The sequence below is a fragment of the Natronospira bacteriovora genome, assembly GCF_030848495.1.
Lineage (GTDB): Bacteria > Pseudomonadota > Gammaproteobacteria > Natronospirales > Natronospiraceae > Natronospira > Natronospira bacteriovora.
Map to the genome: position 1 here is coordinate 290,508 of NZ_JAVDDT010000004.1, position 16,644 is coordinate 307,151.

A 16,644-nucleotide genomic window follows, 5' to 3' on the forward strand; every position below is an offset into this window, starting at 1 on the left:
CCCCTGTAGGCGCGGATTTATCCGCGCAATGGCCGGAATCCGCCGTTTGATTCTCTAAACGGATCCCCCGGGATTTCATCAATTCCCGAATCGGCGCGTTCAGGGTGGGTTCGCGAAACGCAGTTGGCCGGCGAATTTAAGTCATTGCGCGGATAAATCCGCGCCTACAGCGGGTTTCGATCAGCCACGGCCCCTCACCCCGCACGGCCCAAATCTAGCGTCCATTTCGCGTGCATCTCGCGGCTAAATCTTTTCAGCCTTTCCTACGCCGCCATCCAATCCACCCAATCAACCCCAAAAACACCGGCACATTAATCCAGTTCCCCGTCAGCACAAACGGCGTGGCCCCGGTGCGGAACTGATATTCCCCCACCAGCGTCCCGGTACGAAACTGCTCATAGCGCTCGCGCACCTTGCCGCGGTGATCAATGATCGCCGAGATACCCGTATTGGTGGCCCGCAGCATCTCCCGGCGGGTTTCAATGCTGCGCATGCGGGCAATCTGCAGATGCTGGTGCGGGGCGATGGACTCACCGAACCAGGCATCGTTGCTCACGTTCACCAGCAGGCCGGCCTCGGGGAAGGGCGGGCGAATCACCCGGGGAAACGCATCCTCATAACAGATGGAGGCGCCCATCGGCCGCCCGCCAATATCCAGCAGCGGCTGATCCCGCCCACCGCGCTCGAAATCGGAATAGGGCATGCTCAGCACCCGCATCCACTCGCGCACGAAATCCGGCACCGGGAAGAACTCGCCAAAGGGCACCAGCTGGTGCTTGGCATAGAAGCGGTGTTCCTCATCCAGCTGCAGGATGTTGTTGTAGAACTGCCCGTCCCGGTCCTGGCTGAGAATGCCCATCAGCACCTCGGTGCCGGTCTCCTGCGAACGCCGGGTCATGGGTTCCAGCACCCGCTGGCGTACCTGGTGATAAAGCACCGGCAGGGCCGCCTCCGGCCAGATGATCACATCCACCTTGCCCCAGTAGGGCTCGCTCAGGCTCTGGTACAGCTCAATGGTGGGCTCGCGCTCCTCCGGCAGCCACTTGCGCTCCTGGGGTACATTGCCCTGCACCAGGGCGGCCAGCTGCGGCTCGCCATCCGCCTGGCTCCATTCCAGCTGCTGCAGGCCAAGGCCGCCCAGCCACAGGGCCAGAAAGGCGGCCGCCGCCGGCAGGCGTGCCCGGCGGTGATGACGCAGAAACTGAAGGATCAGCCCGGCGGAGAGCGCCAGCAGAAAGCCCAGGCCATAGATGCCCACCACCGGCGCAAAGCCCGCCATCACACTGTCGGTCTGGCTGTAGCCCACCGACAGCCAGGGAAAGCCTGACAGGAACCAGCCCCGGAACCACTCGGAAAAGCCCCACAGGGCCGGCAGCAGCACCAGCTCCCGCCGCCAGTCCGGCGCCGGCGCCAGGCGCGCCGCCAGATAGGCCACCAGGGCCGGGTACAGGGCCAGAAAGCACACCAGCGCCACCATCATGGCAATGGCCAGCGGCAGCGGCACATTGCCGAAGAACACCAGGGTCTCGTACAGCCAGTAGGTGCCGGCACCGAACAGCCCCACCCCGAACAGCCAGCCCAGCCAGAAGGCCCGCCGCGGCCCATGCCCGTTCCACAGCCAGAAGGCCGCCACCAGGCCCACCACCGCCAGCGGCCACAGCCCGAAGGGCGCAAAGCTCAGCACCATCACCGCACCGGCGGCCAGACTGAGCAGAGATTCCTGTCGCGGCCGGCGGGCCCATTCCAGAATGCGCATCGTCACGAGTTTCCCATTGGCGGCACAAAGCCGCGATTATGGCATGCCCGCCCAGCGGGATTAAGCACCGCCCCAGCGTGGAGAAAGCCCCCCGCCTGACCTATTCTTGCTCTGTCACAACACCCAACACCGAATCACAACCATCACCAGGGGAGCATCACCATGGAAGCACTCGGCTGGGGTCATCCCGTCGGCATCGGCATCTTCCTCGCCGGCCTGGGCGTCTTCTTCTGGGGCATCTACAACCTCAGTCGCAGCGACCGGGACAAGAAAAACAAGAACGAGGAATAAACCATGAGTCATTCCGTTATCGCCCTGATCGGCATCATCGGCTGGACCTTCCTGCTCATCTTCATCAACGAGCTCATGCGCTCCTGGCTCGTGCTCGCCCGCCGCAAGGACCCCGGCACCTTCCAGCCCGACGGCCTGGACGTCTCGCCCTTCGCCCACCGTCTGGCGCGCGCCCACGCCAACTGTTATGAAAGCTTTCCCCTGATCGGCGGTGTTCTCCTGCTGGCCATCGCCACCGGCCACACCGCCATCACCGACACCCTGGCCCTCTGGCTGCTCGCCGCCCGCATCATCCAGTCCAGCATCCACCTGGCCTCCATCTCCGGCCCCGCCGTCACCGCCCGCTTCGTCTTCTACTTCATCCAGCTCCTGATCGTCGGTTGGTGGCTGATCGGCTTCGCCTGCGAATATCTCGTCTAGACTCAACGGCAGGGCCTGCCCCATTCCGGGGCAGGCCTCATCCGAAAGAGGGGAGACAATATGGATATCGCCAGCCAGATCCTCATCGTGGGCGGCACCACGCTGCTCACCTTCGGCCTGTTCATGGGCATCCCCATGGTGCTCGTCCGCAACCGCAGCGCCCAGGCGCCCCGTTACCTCTTCGCCGCCCACCTGGTTCCCATCATCCAGGGCGGCCTCCTCCTGGCCCTTACCATTGCCCTGGACTACGCCAGCCTGCCACCGTGGCTGGCCACGATGACTGCCGCCTTCCTGGTCGGTGGTATGGCGCTGTTCGTCGCCGGCCTCGCCCTCAACTGGCTCCAGGGCATCAAGGACGCCTTCGCCGAAAACGCCGTCGGCGGCAAAGTCTCGGCGCTGGGGCTGCCCTTCGTTCTCAGTGGTGGTGTGTTCCTCCTGGCAGGTGTGTATTTCCGAGTGCTAGCCTGAATGCATCGCGCGTTTATCAACGTTTTAGCGGAGGTGGTCATCATGCGGGTATCCGCTATGCCTGCTACCAAGGTGCACCTCCCAATGTGGGATATGTGTCAGGGTTAGGTTATTCATCAATGGTAGGCAGCTCACGTGGAGGGTTTCATGGAGAAGAAGCTATGTCGGATTTGCTGGAACACAGCAGGATGGACGCGGCCGACGGGTGAGGCAGCAGAGCTAGAAACTGGGAATAGTTACGTTGCAACTCATGGCTTTGGTCATGAGGAATGGTTGTTTAACTACGAATGGATGGTTAACGGCTACAGGTATGGCTTCGTGCAGCCCATAGGGAAGTTTCATTCCAAATATGCAGGCCAGAATACCTCGCTTTGCCTCTATACAGTCACGCCCGAGCAAAGCCGCCTTGTAGTGGGGGTGATTCGTGATGTTTACATCCCAACCTTGACTGAGACGAAGCAGATACTTAGAGAGTACAGGCGGCGTGGTTGGTTCAAACAGATGGAGAAGGACTGTAGGGAGATCGATGTTGAGTCGTTCGAAGCCGGTGGGTTAAGTGAAGCGAATGCAGTAAATATTCGGTTCAAGCCGGAAAGTGTCGAGCTGTTTGATCCTATGATGGTTGCCGATCCAGCCCACACGATTTCTAAAAATTCTCGATATCATCCGTTTAACTGGGATGGTGTAGTCCCAGTTGTGCGTGGTGATGCGAGGGGTGCGCAAAAAAGCGCAAAAAAGAGGTCGGAGAAATCACGTCAGCGTGCGGCTCAAGAGGGTGTTGAGTACGATCCAACGCACGTTAGGATGCAGAATCGTGTTTTTGATTTGCTCGTAAAGAATTTCGGCGATAGTCGGGTTTTTTACGAGCGTGACTTTGTCGATTTATCGATCGATGCTCCCAATAGGACCACATTCATTGAAATCAAGACTGCCCCTACTGCTAGGCGTTGCATACGCGAGGCGTTAGGGCAGTTGCTAGAGTACGCGCATTACCACAAGGCTCGTGCTAAATGTGACCTCGTCGTCATGGGGCAGGTGCAGATGGGTAAGCAAGATAAATCTTATCTCGATCTGTTGCGAAAGCGATACAACCTCCCGATACATTACAGTCAGTACATTTGGGAGACTAATTCGCTCCGAGGTTGGGGCGAGGGTTTTCGAAGCATTTCGAAATAGTTTCGGTTGGAGTCGTTCTGAATCCAATATTTATTTCGGAAATTCTAGATCTCGCCATCTCCAGTTAGAGACGTGGGGGAGTGGTGTCTTCTATTCTGCTATATGAAGCGACCCGCTGCAGGAGCGCCTGATGCCAAACCCCGAAGCGGCTCTGGATATCGAAGCCCTGAAAAACCCGGACTGCTACCCCCACCCCGTGGCATCGGTGGAGACCATCGAAACCCACGGTAACTGGATCCTGCTGGCCGGGGACTACGCCTACAAGATCAAGAAGCCGGTGGATCTGGGCTTCATGGATTTCTCCACCCTGGAAAAGCGCCGCTTCAGCTGCGAAGAGGAAATCCGCCTCAACTGCCGTTTGGCGCCGGCGATCTACCATGAGGTGCTGGGCATCACCGGCTCCCCCGAGGCGCCCCGCATGAGCGGGGAGGGCGAGCCCTTCGAATACGCCGTCCAGATGACCCGCTTCGACAATGAGCAGCGCCTGGATCGCTGCCTCGCCCGCGGCGAGCTGTCAGCCGAGGCCCTCGACCGCCTGGCCGAAGACATCGCCGCCTTCCACGCCGATGCCCCCAACACCGTGGCGGACACCGCCGACACCGCCGAAGGCAATAACCGCTACGGCGACCCCGACGCACTCCACGAAATGAGCGCCGACAACTTCCGCGACTGTCGCCGCCTGCTGCCGGAAGGCGACCAGGCCCTGCTCTCGGAAGTGGAGGCCCTGAGCGAGGCCCGCTTCCAGCAACTGGCCGAAACCCTCGCCGCCCGCCAACAGCAGGGCCACGTCCGTGAATGCCACGGTGACTTGCACCTGGCCAACCTGGTCTTCCACGAGGGCCGCATCCAGGCCTTCGACTGCATCGAATTCAACCCGGACTTTCGCTGGATCGACACCGCCAACGAAGCCGCCTTCCTCACCATGGACCTCAAGTACCGGGGCCGCCCGGACCTGGCCAGCCGCTGGCTCAACGCCTACCTGGAAGCCTCCGGTGACCACCAGGCCGTCCCCCTGCTGGGCTTTTTCGAGGCCTACCGCGCCATGATCCGCGCCAAGGTCACCCTGATCCGGGCCAGCCAGCACCCCGGCAGCGAGGAAGCCGCCCGGGAAGAAGCCGCCGCCCGCGACTACATCCAGCTCGCACACGACAGCCTCAAACCCGGCCGGGGCCGCATCATCATCATGATGGGGCTCTCCGCCAGCGGAAAGAGCCACATCGCCCGGCAACTTGTCCAGGCCCTGCCGGCCCTGCGTCTGCGCTCAGACGTGGAGCGCAAGCGCCTCTTCGGCCTCGACACCCTGGCCGACACCCGCGCCGAGATCGACAGCGGCATCTACACCCCCGAAGCCAGCCGCCAGACCTACCAGCGCCTGGCCGACCTGGCCCGGCTCATCGCCAGCGCCGGCTACACCGTCATCGTCGATGCCACCTTCCTCCAGAAACCTCACCGCGAGCGCTTCCGCCAGCTCGCCGCCGACAACAAGCTCGGCTTCACCATCCTCCACACCGGCGCCCCACTGGAGGTCCTGGAAGCCCGCATCCGCCAACGCCAGGCCCACGGCACCGACCCCTCCGAAGCCGACATCACCGTCCTCCACGCCCAGCGAGATGAAATTGAAGCATTGAGCGAAGCCGAGGCTAGCCACAGCCTCACCATCGACACCACCCGGCCCACCGATATCAAAGCCGTTTCCCGCCGGATCCGGGCCATGGATTGAAGCGGCAACCGCCTCCTGACGACGACGCAGGGGGGTGACATCGCGAGGTTCCTGAGCGTGCTGTGACGAGCGACACGCGCCTGCAGGTGGCCGGAGCTGGACCATCCACAGCCGAGGCCGGTGTCGAAATTGACCGCTGTCATACGACCAGATCTAGAACGGCCCACCGAGGGGGCGGCCGGTTTGAGAATGGCGCCCCGGCGATCCGTGGCCGTGGCACGGAAACGGTCGGCGGTTCATAGTATCTGCTGGGCGTGACGGCCTGTGGTCGCCAGCAAGACCGGGAGGACTCCCCGGCCGATTGGCCGCGGCGTCCTGCCTGCGGATGAAGCCCAACGAAGGAGAATGCCAATGAGTCGCTATGTGGATGGTTTTGTGTTGGCCGTACCGAAGGCCAATCTTGAAGCGTATCGGAAGATGGCGGAAGAGGCCGGCAAGGTGTGGATGGAGCACGGTGCCCTGGAGTATATCGAATGCGTCGGCGACGATGTTCAGCCGGGCAAGGTCACTTCGTTCCCTCAGGCGGTGCAGCTCAAGGACGACGAGGTCGTGATCTTTTCCTGGATCGTCTACAAGTCGAGGCAGCAACGCGACGAAATCAACGAGAAGGTCATGAAGGACTCGCGCATTGCCGGCTACAAGCCTGAAGACATGCCATTTGACGGCATGCGCATGTTCTGGGGTGGATTCGAGACAGTAGTGGAGCTTTGACACCGGGGGTCATCACGCCCGAGATGGTCACTTGGCTCCGGTTCGATTCCGAAACGGAGGAGGCCGTCATCCTGATTGCAGGAGGTTTCAATGAGAAAGCTGATTGCCTCGGCGTTCGTTTCGCTTGACGGTGTGGTGCAGGCACCCGGCGGGCCGGACGAGGATCCGGCGGAAGGCTTTGCCTACGGCGGCTGGATGTTCGGTTACTTTGATGAAGCCATGGCCCTGTCGGGAAGTGGCTTTGACGGCAAAGACCGTGAACTGGTGCTCGGGCGCCGGACTTATGAAATCTTTGAGGCGTATTGGCCGAACCAGCCGGATGATAATCCCGTCGCCCGAACATTCAATTCAACAAAAAAGCATGTTGCCTCGAGAACATTGAAAACACTGCACTGGAAGAACTCGGTGTTGCTGGGCAATGACGCGGCTCAAGCGATCGCCGTGCTCAAGACGCAGGCCGGTCGGGATCTCCAGATCATCGGCAGCAGCAATCTGATCCAGTCGCTGCAGGCGGCGTCCCTGATTGATGAGTACCACCTGTGGACCTTCCCGGTGGTTCTGGGTCGTGGCAAGCGGCTGTTCGAGGCCGGCGCGAAACCGGGCGCCCTGCGTCTTGTCAGTTCACGTACTTCAAGTACCGGTGTTGTCATGAGCGCTTACATCCCGGCTGGCGACATCCAGCTTGGGTCTCTGGGATGACCCGGGTCTGATTGACGAGCGTAATATCTGGTACAGCGGATTGCTGCAGGAGGATGTAATGCGACCCCTTCGATATTCCATCAATATCACATTGGATGGATGCTGCGACCATCAGGCGGTCATCCCGAGTGAGGAGCTGCATCACCATGCAGCGGCAGGCATCGCCCGGGCCGATGCACTCCTTTTCGGGCGGGAAATCTACGAGATGATGGAGGCGGCGTGGCGGCCGGTGGCTGAGACGGGAATCCGGCCAGACTGGATGCCCGACTGGATGGAACCCTTTGCCCGCACAATCCATGCTGCAAGGAAGTATGTCGTATCCAGCACCCTGGAGCGGGTTGATTGGAACGCGGAGCTTGTGCGTGGGGATTTGAGGGAGGCGGTTCAAAAGCTCAAGCAGGAACCGGGCAACGGTCTGGTTACGGGCGGCGTGACGCTGCCGTTTGCGTTGGCGGAGCTGGGATTGATTGATGAGTACGAGTTCATTGTGCATCCCAGGCTGGTAGGCCATGGGCCCAGCCTGTTTGCGGGGTTATCACGACATCTCGACTTGAAGCTCGTGGGCCGGCTGGAGCTCGGTTCGGGCGCGGTGGCACTGCGCTACCGGCCGGAACACCAAGAATCGCCAGGCTAGATCATGTCATGCCGGTGCAGCCACCGTAGATGCGGAATCGACAAGAAGCCCCTCTACTATGAATTCGCCAATGCCACTCACAACATGACCGAGGCCGACGTCTTCGAGAAGTTCGCGTCGGGCAGTTAGGCGGGTATCTCGCCGCCGGGGGCGACGACGCTCATGGTGGATATCATCACCGGCCACGCCGGGCCATCGATGTGGGGTGGCAGACGGGATGTTTACAACCGGGGCATTGCCCTCTCCTGTCCACGTACGAAGTCACTCCTTACCAAATCGCTCTGAGCTTCCTGACTCCCTCGCGAATTTGATCCGGATCCAATGTGGCGTAGCCCAGCAACAGCGCCAGGTACCTGGGTTGGGCGTTCAGGTAATAGGCAGCGGTGCCGTAGATGCCGACTCCCTGATCGGCGGCGGCGTGAATTAGCTTTGGAGCGCTCTTGGCGGCTCGATCCGGCCAGCGGGCAACCAGATGCATGCCGGCTCGGCTTCCCAGGATTTCCACGCTGTCTCCGAAGTGTTCTTCCAGGGCCGAGACCAGAGCCTGGCGGCGTTCGGTGAGGTGACGGGCGGTGCGTTCCAGGTGGCGGCGGAAGGCGCCGCTGCGGAAGAGTTCCACCAGGGCGCCTTGTTCGAGAGTGGGGCGGCCGCGGTCGTTGAGCCATTTGAGCTGGCGCATGGGTTCTACCCAGCTGCCGGGGAGGACGACGTAGCCCAGGCGCAGGCCGGGGAAGAGCACCTTGGAGCCGGTGCCGATGTAGATCACGCGCTTGCTGCGGTCGAGGCTGTAGAGCGACTGCAGGGGCGGGCCTTCGTGGCGGTATTCGCTGTCGTAGTCGTCCTCGACGATCCAGGCATCCCGGCGGGCCGCCCATTGCAGCAGAGCGAGACGCCGGGAGACGGGCATGACGCCGCCCAGGGGGAACTGGTGGGAGGGGGTGACGCAGGCGAGCTTGATGGGGCTGTCGTTCTTGCCGTTTGCTTCCGGGAGGGCGTCGGTGCAGAGGCCGTCGCCATCCACCGGAACGGTGATGAGGCGGGCACCCAGGGCGCTGAGGGCGTGGCGGGTGCCCTGGTATTGGGGGTCTTCGATGACTGCGCCGTCGCCGGGGTCGAGAATGCAGCGGCCGATCAAGTCCAGGGCCTGCTGGGTACCGCTCACGATCATGATTCTGGCCGGGTCGGCCAGCAGGCCCCGGTGTTCGCGCAGGTGGGCGGCCAGGCATTCGCGCAGGGTCGGGTCACCCATGGGGTCCGGGTAGGCAATGCCGGGGTGGGCGGCGGCTTGTTTCAGGGCGCGGCGCCAGTCGGCCAGCAGTTCCGGGCTGACGAGGGGGCGGCCGTACTGGAAGTCGTATTTCAGGGCCGGCGCGGGCTGGTCCACGCGTCTGGCCGGCGTGTGCTTCAGGACATAGCGGGCCAGGGCTGAAAGTCGAGGTGGCGGGGCGCCGTGGCCGCTGGCCCGGGCCTCCAGCAGCCCGGCCAGGGCCTTGGCCACCCGGGTGCCGGCCCCGCGACGGGATTCCAGGTAGCCCTCGGCGCCCAGCTGCTCGTAGGCCTGCACCACGGTGATTCTGGCCACGCCCAGTTCCTCGGCCAGCCTGCGGGTCGCCGGCAGGCGGCTGCCCGGCGGCAGTTGCCCGGCCAGGATGGCCTCCCGGATCTGCTGATAGATCTGGCGGTAGGCCGGTTCTTTCCCCTCAAGCCTGAACATGATTGGACCTATCGTTTACCGGAAAATGGATCTATGGATAAAGCCGCTTGGGCGCTAGTCTAGCCGTTCGATTGGCAAATGACACCGCAAACAGGGGAGGTCCCATGACGGCAGGGCATATCGTTCAACGACAACGCAATCGCGGAAAGTACGACTTCGACTCGCTCTGCGCCGTGCTCGACGACACCATCGTCGGCCATGTGGGTATCGTGCAGGACGCGGCGCCTGTCGTGATCCCCATGCTCTACGCCCGCGAGGGCCGGGATCTGCTCCTGCACGGCTCGGTCGCCTCACGGCTGCTGGGAGAAATGGCAAAGGGCATTCCGGTCTGCGTCACCGTCACACACCTGGATGCCCTGGTGCTGGCGGCCTCAGTCTTTGATCACTCGGTCAATTACCGCTCCGCCGTCATCTTCGGAACGGCCTACGCCATCGAAGACCCGGCCGAGAAGGCCCGCATCTTCGATCGCCTGGTGGAATACATGATCCCCGGCCGCACCGCGGATGCCAGGCCGGCCAACCGGAAGGAATCCGCTGCCACCACAGTACTTCGTCTACCAATCGAGACCTTTTCGGTGAAACAGCGAACAGGCCCGGCCGGGCAGCCGGAGGCGGGGGATCCTACTGATGTCTGGACGGGATTGATTCCAATCACCACTCAGTGCGGAAAGCCCCTGACGGAGCAGTCTTCGGGGCAGGTGCCGGGGTACATTGGCAACTATCGGCTGGATGCTGGACGGTTGTGTCGCCATTGAAGCTGAGCTCACAACGATCCACTCGCCCGGCTACCTGGAAACGCGGAGTTCAGTGAGCTAACCTCAATCGAATAGCCACGGACAGGCCCCGCCATGTTCGAAACACCCACAAACCTGCCACCAAGCCAGCCAGCCCCCAATCGATGTGGGCGAGCCCTGTTATTGAAATCGGAAAATGCGACCTGCGAGGTAACACCGGTGGCAAATTCGGGTGATCGACTTAAGCTATTGATAGGGCAGAGATTTTCAGAAGCGCGCGAGCGAACGCTCACCGACTTATACTGCACGCGCGTTAATCGGGGATACACGCCGAGTCGTACAATCAGCTGTTATATGGAGCGCATGATGATCATAGTCGCACTATTCGCCATGGTCTTCTCCGCGCAGGCATATGGCGAGCATCCTGGGGTGGAGTTCTACGGGTCTTATGTGTGGGGCCATGAAGTCAATATATTTCAGCCGTGTGGGATTGATGCAGAATTCTGGGTCCTTGCGGATCCCCCTGTCCTAGAAGAGCTCAGGCAATATCATGATGAGCATACTGAAGAGCTCTATCAGGAAATTTATATTCGCTTCATGGGTTCTCGGGTTTACGATGAAGTAGACGGCTTCGCAGCTGATTACGATGGCTTGATTGAGGTTTATGAAATATTGCGTATGTCTACGGAGTTTCCGGATGAATGCCCGTGAAGCCCATATAGCAATGCCTTGCAGCCGACAGCGGCTCCACTTCGCTCCGCCGCTGCTGGCTGAAGGCAAGCGTTAGGCAACACTAAGGAAGATCATGCCTTTAGAAGAAGAAACTAGAAATCTCATTCATGATTATTGTGTAAGAGATCTCCCTGGAGATATGTCTTGGCACATAGATAAATTCTCATTTATTGACGACGCCGAGCTTAGGCTTCGTTTGGGCAGAGCTTTTTACTCTGCACGTTATGTCTACAAGCTAATGGAGGCCACATTCGTTCAAAATGATGAGCAGCATCCATTTGTGAAGTTTCAAATTATGCAATATGCCTCAATATACGAGGCTGTGATAACCAACTTGTTGTGGGGGTTGCTTAAAGAGCATCCGGAAGTGATGCAGCTTCAAACTCATAAGGCATATAAGCCAGTTAACGCCTTGGGCAGTCTGACCAAGATTAAGTATGGGGACGAAGATATATTCACCTGCGTATATCGCGACGCAAAAACTCCAAAAAATTCAATACCATTTAAAGATAAAGTTGATTGTGCAGTACGCATTGGCTTTCTCGAAGCGGCTTACGCTGAGGATATTAAGCGTACCTATGAGCTAAGAAACCTAGCTCATATTGAAACAGAGGCATCGAAACAGCTTGATGTCGAAATAGCTCAATCAAAAACTGCATATTGGCGTCTCGGCCCGTTTCTTGATTATGCTGCATCGTTTGTAAGTAGCTACAATGCCTAACAAATCAATCAACTACGCGCCTGCGGCGCCGGACAGCCTTCCGCTTCGCTGCATTTCGGCTGCCGGTTATTGAGGCGTTAGCGAGACATGACAGAATCGGAGTATCCATGAAGGCCCGCAATCTCGAAAATAATCTTACTTTTATTATGTGGGCTCTGGTTTTGGTTGGCCTTGTGGCAGGGTTGGCTGTCATCTTTCTTTATATCTATCGGTTTGGAGGGCAGTGGTCAGAAAACCAGCAAGTTTGGGGTCATTTTGGTGATTATGTCGGTGGACTGCTTGGGCCAATATTCGCACTCCTTGCACTTATTGCCTTATTGATTACTTTGCGGCTCCAAAGTAAGGAGCTAAGGGTTTCCTCCGAAGAATTGAGGAATTCAGCGCAGGCGCTGGCCGAGCAAAGTAGATCGCTGAATGTTCAAAATTTTGAGAACCGATTCTTCAACATGTTATCCCTACATCATCAGATCGTTGATGCAATGGATCTTCGGAGTAACGGGAAGATAACGGCGGAAGGGCGTGACTGTTTGCGAGTCTTCTACCGTAGACTCAGGAGTGGCCTGAACGAAGTTGCAAGGGGAGACCATCTGTCTCATCTTGATGGTGTGTGTGAGGTCTACGAGAGGTTTTACACAAAAAACGGGCATGAGCTCGGGCACTATTTTCGAAACATATACAGAATTTTGAAATATATTGATGAAAGTGGCGTGGAGAATAAGAAGGATTACGCTGGCATTCTAAGGGCGCAGCTTTCAAACCACGAGCTGGCGTTAATTTTCTATAATGGTGTCACTCACCACGGGGTAAAGATGAAGCCCCTAGCTACCAAATATGCGCTTTTCGAGAACATGGAACTCAGTGTTCTGAGGGTGAAGGCAGAGGATGTAAAGCTTTATGACGAAGAGGCATTCGGAGATCAAAGTGTTTAAGTGCGGACGCTGCGCTAACAATTTGCTGCACGCGGATAAATTACTCGCTGCGCTCTTAATTTACCGGTGAGCAAGGCGTTAGCGAGAGATCTATCAACCATGGACAGTCATAACACCCCTGCGTCGACCAAAGATTGGATCTTTCTCGGAATTGGCGTCTTATTGATTGCCTTCCTAGTTTATGCGGCGTTTTCATTTGCGCGTCTATTATTTGGTTTTCTCGGCAATGTAGACCCGACTGTCGGTGCTGCTTTAATAGCTGGTATGTTTACAGTTTTGGTCGGTATCGGAAGTACCCTAGTAACACAGTACATAATAAAAGTTCGCCAAGCAGAGGAGGCGCATCGGGAAGCCAAAATCAGCCTATATAAGCAATGTCTTGAGCTTGCGGCTGCACACCTAGCTGAAGATAACCCGAATGTCCAAGGGAAAAAGCTCTCTGATAAAGGGGTGGCTAATGAATATTTTCACTTCAAAACAGAGCTGCTCCTCAGGGGCTCGCCTAAAGTGATTCAAGCACTAGAGAACTTTGAAGACGTAACAAGTGAAGGAGGCGACTCTATTCGGGCCGTTGATGACATCTACAGGGAAATCAGGCGGGACATTGGGCTTACGAATAAAGGATTGAGGCCGAAAGAATTAGCGGGAATTTATGTCAAGAATTCAGATCGGAAAGAATGGTTTCGCTAACCAGTCGCTCAAGTTCGTTCCCGGCCTGGCGGCCGTCCACCGGACGCCCTTTTCAGGGCGCCGCTTAGCTTTTCGTTAGGCGCACATTGAAGACTTGGATTCGGATACATGAAAGATTCGGAGAAAAAACTTAGGGCTCCGGAGCTCGTGACTACGAGCTTCCTGAGATTCGGATTTTTCTTTGCTAGAGATATAACACTGTATCGTGATATTCGGCAATCCGCGTCGATGCTGGATATGACACTTCATCTCATGAATTTGTCTATCAACAAGCAACCTATGCCCAAATCGTTAGAGTCGCTCATCGAGCATATGTCTGAGAATAAGGGGGAGAATGAGAAAAGGCTAGAGTCTTATGAGGAAGAACTGCTATATATGATGTACTCCCGGTTGACTGACAACTTCAATTGTTTCATGAAAGACTTGCTGGTTGAGGTTTGTCGGACACAGCCGAAAGTACTGTTTTCGGAGGCTAAAGAACTGAGGATATCAGACGCGTTCGAGTGCTCCTCCCTTGACGATCTAAGGGAGCAGGCAATTGACCAAAAAACCCGTGCACTCTCCTATAACGGGTTTAAAGATCTCGTCGACTGGTGCTCAAGGCGCGGAATAGATTTCGGTTTGAGCCGTGAGCAAATGGAGAAAATTGAAACAATAATCTCCAATCGAAATATAATTGTCCACCGGCGGGCCGAGCTAGCGCCGCTTCCCCCTCCCCCAGATGAAAGCGACATTATGCGAGATCGGGTGCCGATTAGTAGGGCAATTATGGAGGAGGCGCAGCTAGCAATATTTTCGGCTGTTTGCGTAATTGATGTCGCCGTTTCGACAAAATTCAAACTGCAGACCACAAAAACTAAGATGCAAAATGATGATTAGAAGCCGGTTATGGCCTAACAAATTGCAGCACGGCGACCGGAACGACACAGCTTCGCTGTATCGTTCCGTCGCGTGTGCAAGGCGTTAGACCCCCGAGTTACCCGCAAGGTGGGAACGTCCGAAAAAAGCAATTGTCGATTTTAGGAAAAATAGGATGACAGATACGCAGAATGCAAGTCTGAGCAGAGCGAAGGCGAACAAAGAAGATGAGTTCTACACGCAGTTAGAGGACGTGGAGCGAGAACTCAAGCACTATCGGAAGCACTTTAAGGGCAAGGTCGTCTACCTTAACTGCGACGACCCGAGGGTCAGCGCCTTCTTCCACTTCTTCTCTTATAACTTCGAGAGGCTTGGTCTCAAAAGGTTGATCGCAACCTGTTACCAGAACCAGAAGCGAGACCTCTTTAGCGAGCACGACAGCGAGCGAGCGATCTTCCTGGAGTACGAGGGCGACAAGGATGGCGACCGTATCCCTGGAGACCACGAAATCGAGGCTAACTTCCTAGAAGGCGATGGAGACTTTCGAAGCCCGGAGGCCATAGCTCTTTTGAAGCAGGCGGACATCGTGGTCACGAATCCGCCTTTCTCTCTATTTCGGGAATATGTCTCACAGCTCATCAAATTTAAAAAGAAGTTCCTCATTCTTGCGAGCCAGAACGCCATTACCTTGAAGGAAATCTTTCCGCTCCTCAAAGACGAGAAGATGTGGTTGGGCGCTAACAGCGGTGACATGAGTTTCAAAGTTCCAGACCATTACCAGGAACGTGCAACGCGGTTCTGGGTTGATGACACGGGCCAGAAGTGGCGCAGCTTCGGAAATATGTGTTGGTTCACCAACCTCGACTACAAAAAGCGCCACGAAGATTTGATTCTCTACAAAACTTACAATCCTGACGAATATCCTGCTTATGATAATTTTGATGCGATAGAGGTAGGCGCAGTCGCTAACATCCCGAAGGACTACAAGGGTGTAATGGGTGTCACGCCCGGCTTTTTAGCAAAGCACAACCCTGATCAGTTTGAGATTGTCGGCATTACAAAAACGTGGTTTGGTGCTGCAACTAAGAAGTATCCACAGCAAGAGCAAGTGAGCACAAACGGCAAAGTCAGTCTGGTTGGGAAGCTAAATGATGGCGCAGTAATCAAGATGGCGACACCTCCACCCTCTAACAAGACTTACTATAAAGTAGGCGGTGAGCTCTTTATTCAGACTTACCCTCGCATCTTGATCCGCAGCAAGAAGGTTGAAATCTGATGGAAATCGAACTCAAGAAAATCCCTGTCCGCGATCTATGTGATGATTACGAAGACGACGCGGAGGGTGGTGTTCGCGGATACGGTGGCAGACTCGATATTCGCCCGCCTTATCAACGTGAGTTCGTCTACGATGCAAAAGAACGGGACAAGGTCATAGATACCCTCACCAAAGATTTCCCCCTCAACGTAATGTATTGGTCCGTCCGCGACGACGGAACCTACGAAGTGATCGACGGCCAGCAGCGCACTATCTCGATCTGTCAGTACGTCGACGGAGAGTTCGCGTGGAACGACCTCTACTTCCACAACCTAACGGATGACCAGCAGGAGCAGATCCTCAATTACGAGTTGATGGTGTACTTCTGTGAAGGGACAGACAGCGAGCGCTTGGCGTGGTTCGAGACCATCAACATTGCCGGTAAAGTCTTGACCAAGCAAGAACTTCGCAACGCGACGTACGCTGGTCCTTGGTTGTCTGACGCTAAGAAGCACTTCAGCAAGACGGGGTGTCCCGCCTACCAAGTGGGCGGAGACCTCATGAAAGGATCGCCAATCCGTCAAGATTATCTCGAAACCGCGCTTGACTGGATCAGCGGCGGCGATATTCGGGGCTATATGGGAAAACATCAACACAACTCCAAGGCGAACGAATTGTGGGTGTACTTCCAAAACGTCGTTGCGTGGGTGAGAGCGACCTTTCCCGTGGAGCGCAAGAGAGAGATGAAGGGTCAACCTTGGGGTTTTCTATACAACGAGTACAAGGACGTGGCCCTTGACCCGGACGAACTCGAGGGTCGCATTTCGGCGCTCATCCAAGACCCAGACGTGACGAACCATCGCGGTGTCTACCTCTACGTCTTGAACGGCAAGGAGAAGCATCTCAACATTCGTCAGTTCGATGAGAGAATGCGTCGCTCAGCGTTTGAGAGGCAGAAGGGCGTTTGTCCGGACTGCGGCAACACCTTTAAGATCGATGAGATGGAGGCAGACCATATCACGCCGTGGCACGAGGGTGGCAAGACTGAGGCGGGTAACTGTCAGATGCTCTGCATCGAGGACAACCGTAAGAAAGGGGGCAAATGACTCGGTCTAACAATCGGTTGCAGCGGACGG

18 protein-coding genes are annotated in these 16,644 nt (G+C 57.1%); 16 read left to right on the forward strand and 2 right to left on the reverse strand.

What is annotated here, in order from left to right; translation table 11 throughout:
* Window positions 1-253: 253 nt before the first annotated feature.
* The gene (gene lnt / locus RBH19_RS08495) at window positions 254-1,756 is read right to left on the reverse strand and encodes an apolipoprotein N-acyltransferase (RefSeq protein WP_306728427.1); all 1,503 of its coding nucleotides are present in this window, start codon (window positions 1,754-1,756) and stop codon (window positions 254-256) included.
* Window positions 1,757-1,918: 162 nt separating this feature from the next.
* Here lnt and RBH19_RS08500 point away from each other — a divergent pair, with 162 nt between their 5' ends.
* The 8 genes from RBH19_RS08500 to RBH19_RS08535 all read left to right on the forward strand — a co-directional run bounded on the left by RBH19_RS08500 (window position 1,919) and on the right by RBH19_RS08535 (window position 7,875).
* Window positions 1,919-2,047, forward strand: a complete 129-nt coding sequence (locus RBH19_RS08500; RefSeq protein WP_306728404.1) for a hypothetical protein — start codon at window positions 1,919-1,921, stop codon at window positions 2,045-2,047.
* 3 nt (window positions 2,048-2,050) lie between these two features.
* Window positions 2,051-2,467 (forward strand): MAPEG family protein, encoded by a 417-nt coding sequence (locus tag RBH19_RS08505; RefSeq protein ID WP_306728405.1) that lies wholly within the window; start codon window positions 2,051-2,053, stop codon window positions 2,465-2,467.
* 60 nt (window positions 2,468-2,527) lie between these two features.
* A complete protein-coding gene (locus RBH19_RS08510; RefSeq protein ID WP_306728406.1) occupies window positions 2,528-2,935 on the forward strand; it encodes a hypothetical protein in 408 nt (135 codons plus the stop codon).
* A 147-nt stretch (window positions 2,936-3,082) separates the two neighbouring features.
* Window positions 3,083-4,111: a hypothetical protein gene (locus RBH19_RS08515; RefSeq protein ID WP_306728407.1), complete on the forward strand. Its 1,029-nt coding sequence runs from the start codon at window positions 3,083-3,085 to the stop codon at window positions 4,109-4,111.
* Window positions 4,112-4,241: 130 nt separating this feature from the next.
* Window positions 4,242-5,831: a bifunctional aminoglycoside phosphotransferase/ATP-binding protein gene (locus RBH19_RS08520; protein ID WP_306728408.1), complete on the forward strand. Its 1,590-nt coding sequence runs from the start codon at window positions 4,242-4,244 to the stop codon at window positions 5,829-5,831.
* Between the two features lie 351 nt (window positions 5,832-6,182).
* The gene (locus RBH19_RS08525) at window positions 6,183-6,542 is read left to right on the forward strand and encodes a DUF1428 domain-containing protein (protein ID WP_306728409.1); all 360 of its coding nucleotides are present in this window, start codon (window positions 6,183-6,185) and stop codon (window positions 6,540-6,542) included.
* Between the two features lie 90 nt (window positions 6,543-6,632).
* A complete protein-coding gene (locus RBH19_RS08530; protein WP_306728410.1) occupies window positions 6,633-7,241 on the forward strand; it encodes a dihydrofolate reductase family protein in 609 nt (202 codons plus the stop codon).
* A gap of 58 nt (window positions 7,242-7,299) precedes the next feature.
* Window positions 7,300-7,875 (forward strand): dihydrofolate reductase family protein, encoded by a 576-nt coding sequence (locus tag RBH19_RS08535; protein ID WP_306728411.1) that lies wholly within the window; start codon window positions 7,300-7,302, stop codon window positions 7,873-7,875.
* Window positions 7,876-8,143: 268 nt separating this feature from the next.
* Here RBH19_RS08535 and pdxR read toward each other — a convergent pair whose 3' ends face one another.
* The gene (pdxR, locus tag RBH19_RS08540; protein WP_306728412.1) at window positions 8,144-9,589 is read right to left on the reverse strand and encodes a MocR-like pyridoxine biosynthesis transcription factor PdxR; all 1,446 of its coding nucleotides are present in this window, start codon (window positions 9,587-9,589) and stop codon (window positions 8,144-8,146) included.
* A gap of 104 nt (window positions 9,590-9,693) precedes the next feature.
* On the opposite strand from pdxR, the gene RBH19_RS08545 reads away from it, so the two are divergent.
* The 8 genes from RBH19_RS08545 to RBH19_RS08580 all read left to right on the forward strand — a co-directional run bounded on the left by RBH19_RS08545 (window position 9,694) and on the right by RBH19_RS08580 (window position 16,614).
* Window positions 9,694-10,344, forward strand: a complete 651-nt coding sequence (locus tag RBH19_RS08545) for a pyridoxamine 5'-phosphate oxidase family protein (RefSeq protein ID WP_306728413.1) — start codon at window positions 9,694-9,696, stop codon at window positions 10,342-10,344.
* Window positions 10,345-10,689: 345 nt separating this feature from the next.
* The gene (locus RBH19_RS08550) at window positions 10,690-11,034 is read left to right on the forward strand and encodes a hypothetical protein (RefSeq protein WP_306728414.1); all 345 of its coding nucleotides are present in this window, start codon (window positions 10,690-10,692) and stop codon (window positions 11,032-11,034) included.
* 94 nt (window positions 11,035-11,128) lie between these two features.
* Window positions 11,129-11,776, forward strand: coding sequence for a hypothetical protein (locus RBH19_RS08555; protein ID WP_306728415.1), 648 nt, complete (start codon window positions 11,129-11,131; stop codon window positions 11,774-11,776).
* Window positions 11,777-11,883: 107 nt separating this feature from the next.
* Window positions 11,884-12,705: a putative phage abortive infection protein gene (locus RBH19_RS08560; RefSeq protein ID WP_306728416.1), complete on the forward strand. Its 822-nt coding sequence runs from the start codon at window positions 11,884-11,886 to the stop codon at window positions 12,703-12,705.
* A 99-nt stretch (window positions 12,706-12,804) separates the two neighbouring features.
* Complete coding sequence (locus tag RBH19_RS08565) at window positions 12,805-13,395, forward strand: hypothetical protein (RefSeq protein ID WP_306728417.1); 591 nt, start codon at window positions 12,805-12,807, stop codon at window positions 13,393-13,395.
* Between the two features lie 108 nt (window positions 13,396-13,503).
* Window positions 13,504-14,274, forward strand: coding sequence for a hypothetical protein (locus RBH19_RS08570; RefSeq protein ID WP_306728418.1), 771 nt, complete (start codon window positions 13,504-13,506; stop codon window positions 14,272-14,274).
* Window positions 14,275-14,428: 154 nt separating this feature from the next.
* Window positions 14,429-15,529: an adenine-specific methyltransferase EcoRI family protein gene (locus RBH19_RS08575; protein ID WP_306728419.1), complete on the forward strand. Its 1,101-nt coding sequence runs from the start codon at window positions 14,429-14,431 to the stop codon at window positions 15,527-15,529.
* Window positions 15,529-16,614, forward strand: coding sequence for an HNH endonuclease family protein (locus tag RBH19_RS08580; protein WP_306728420.1), 1,086 nt, complete (start codon window positions 15,529-15,531; stop codon window positions 16,612-16,614). The genes RBH19_RS08575 and RBH19_RS08580 overlap by 1 nt, the downstream gene beginning before the upstream one ends.
* Window positions 16,615-16,644 lie beyond the last annotated feature (30 nt).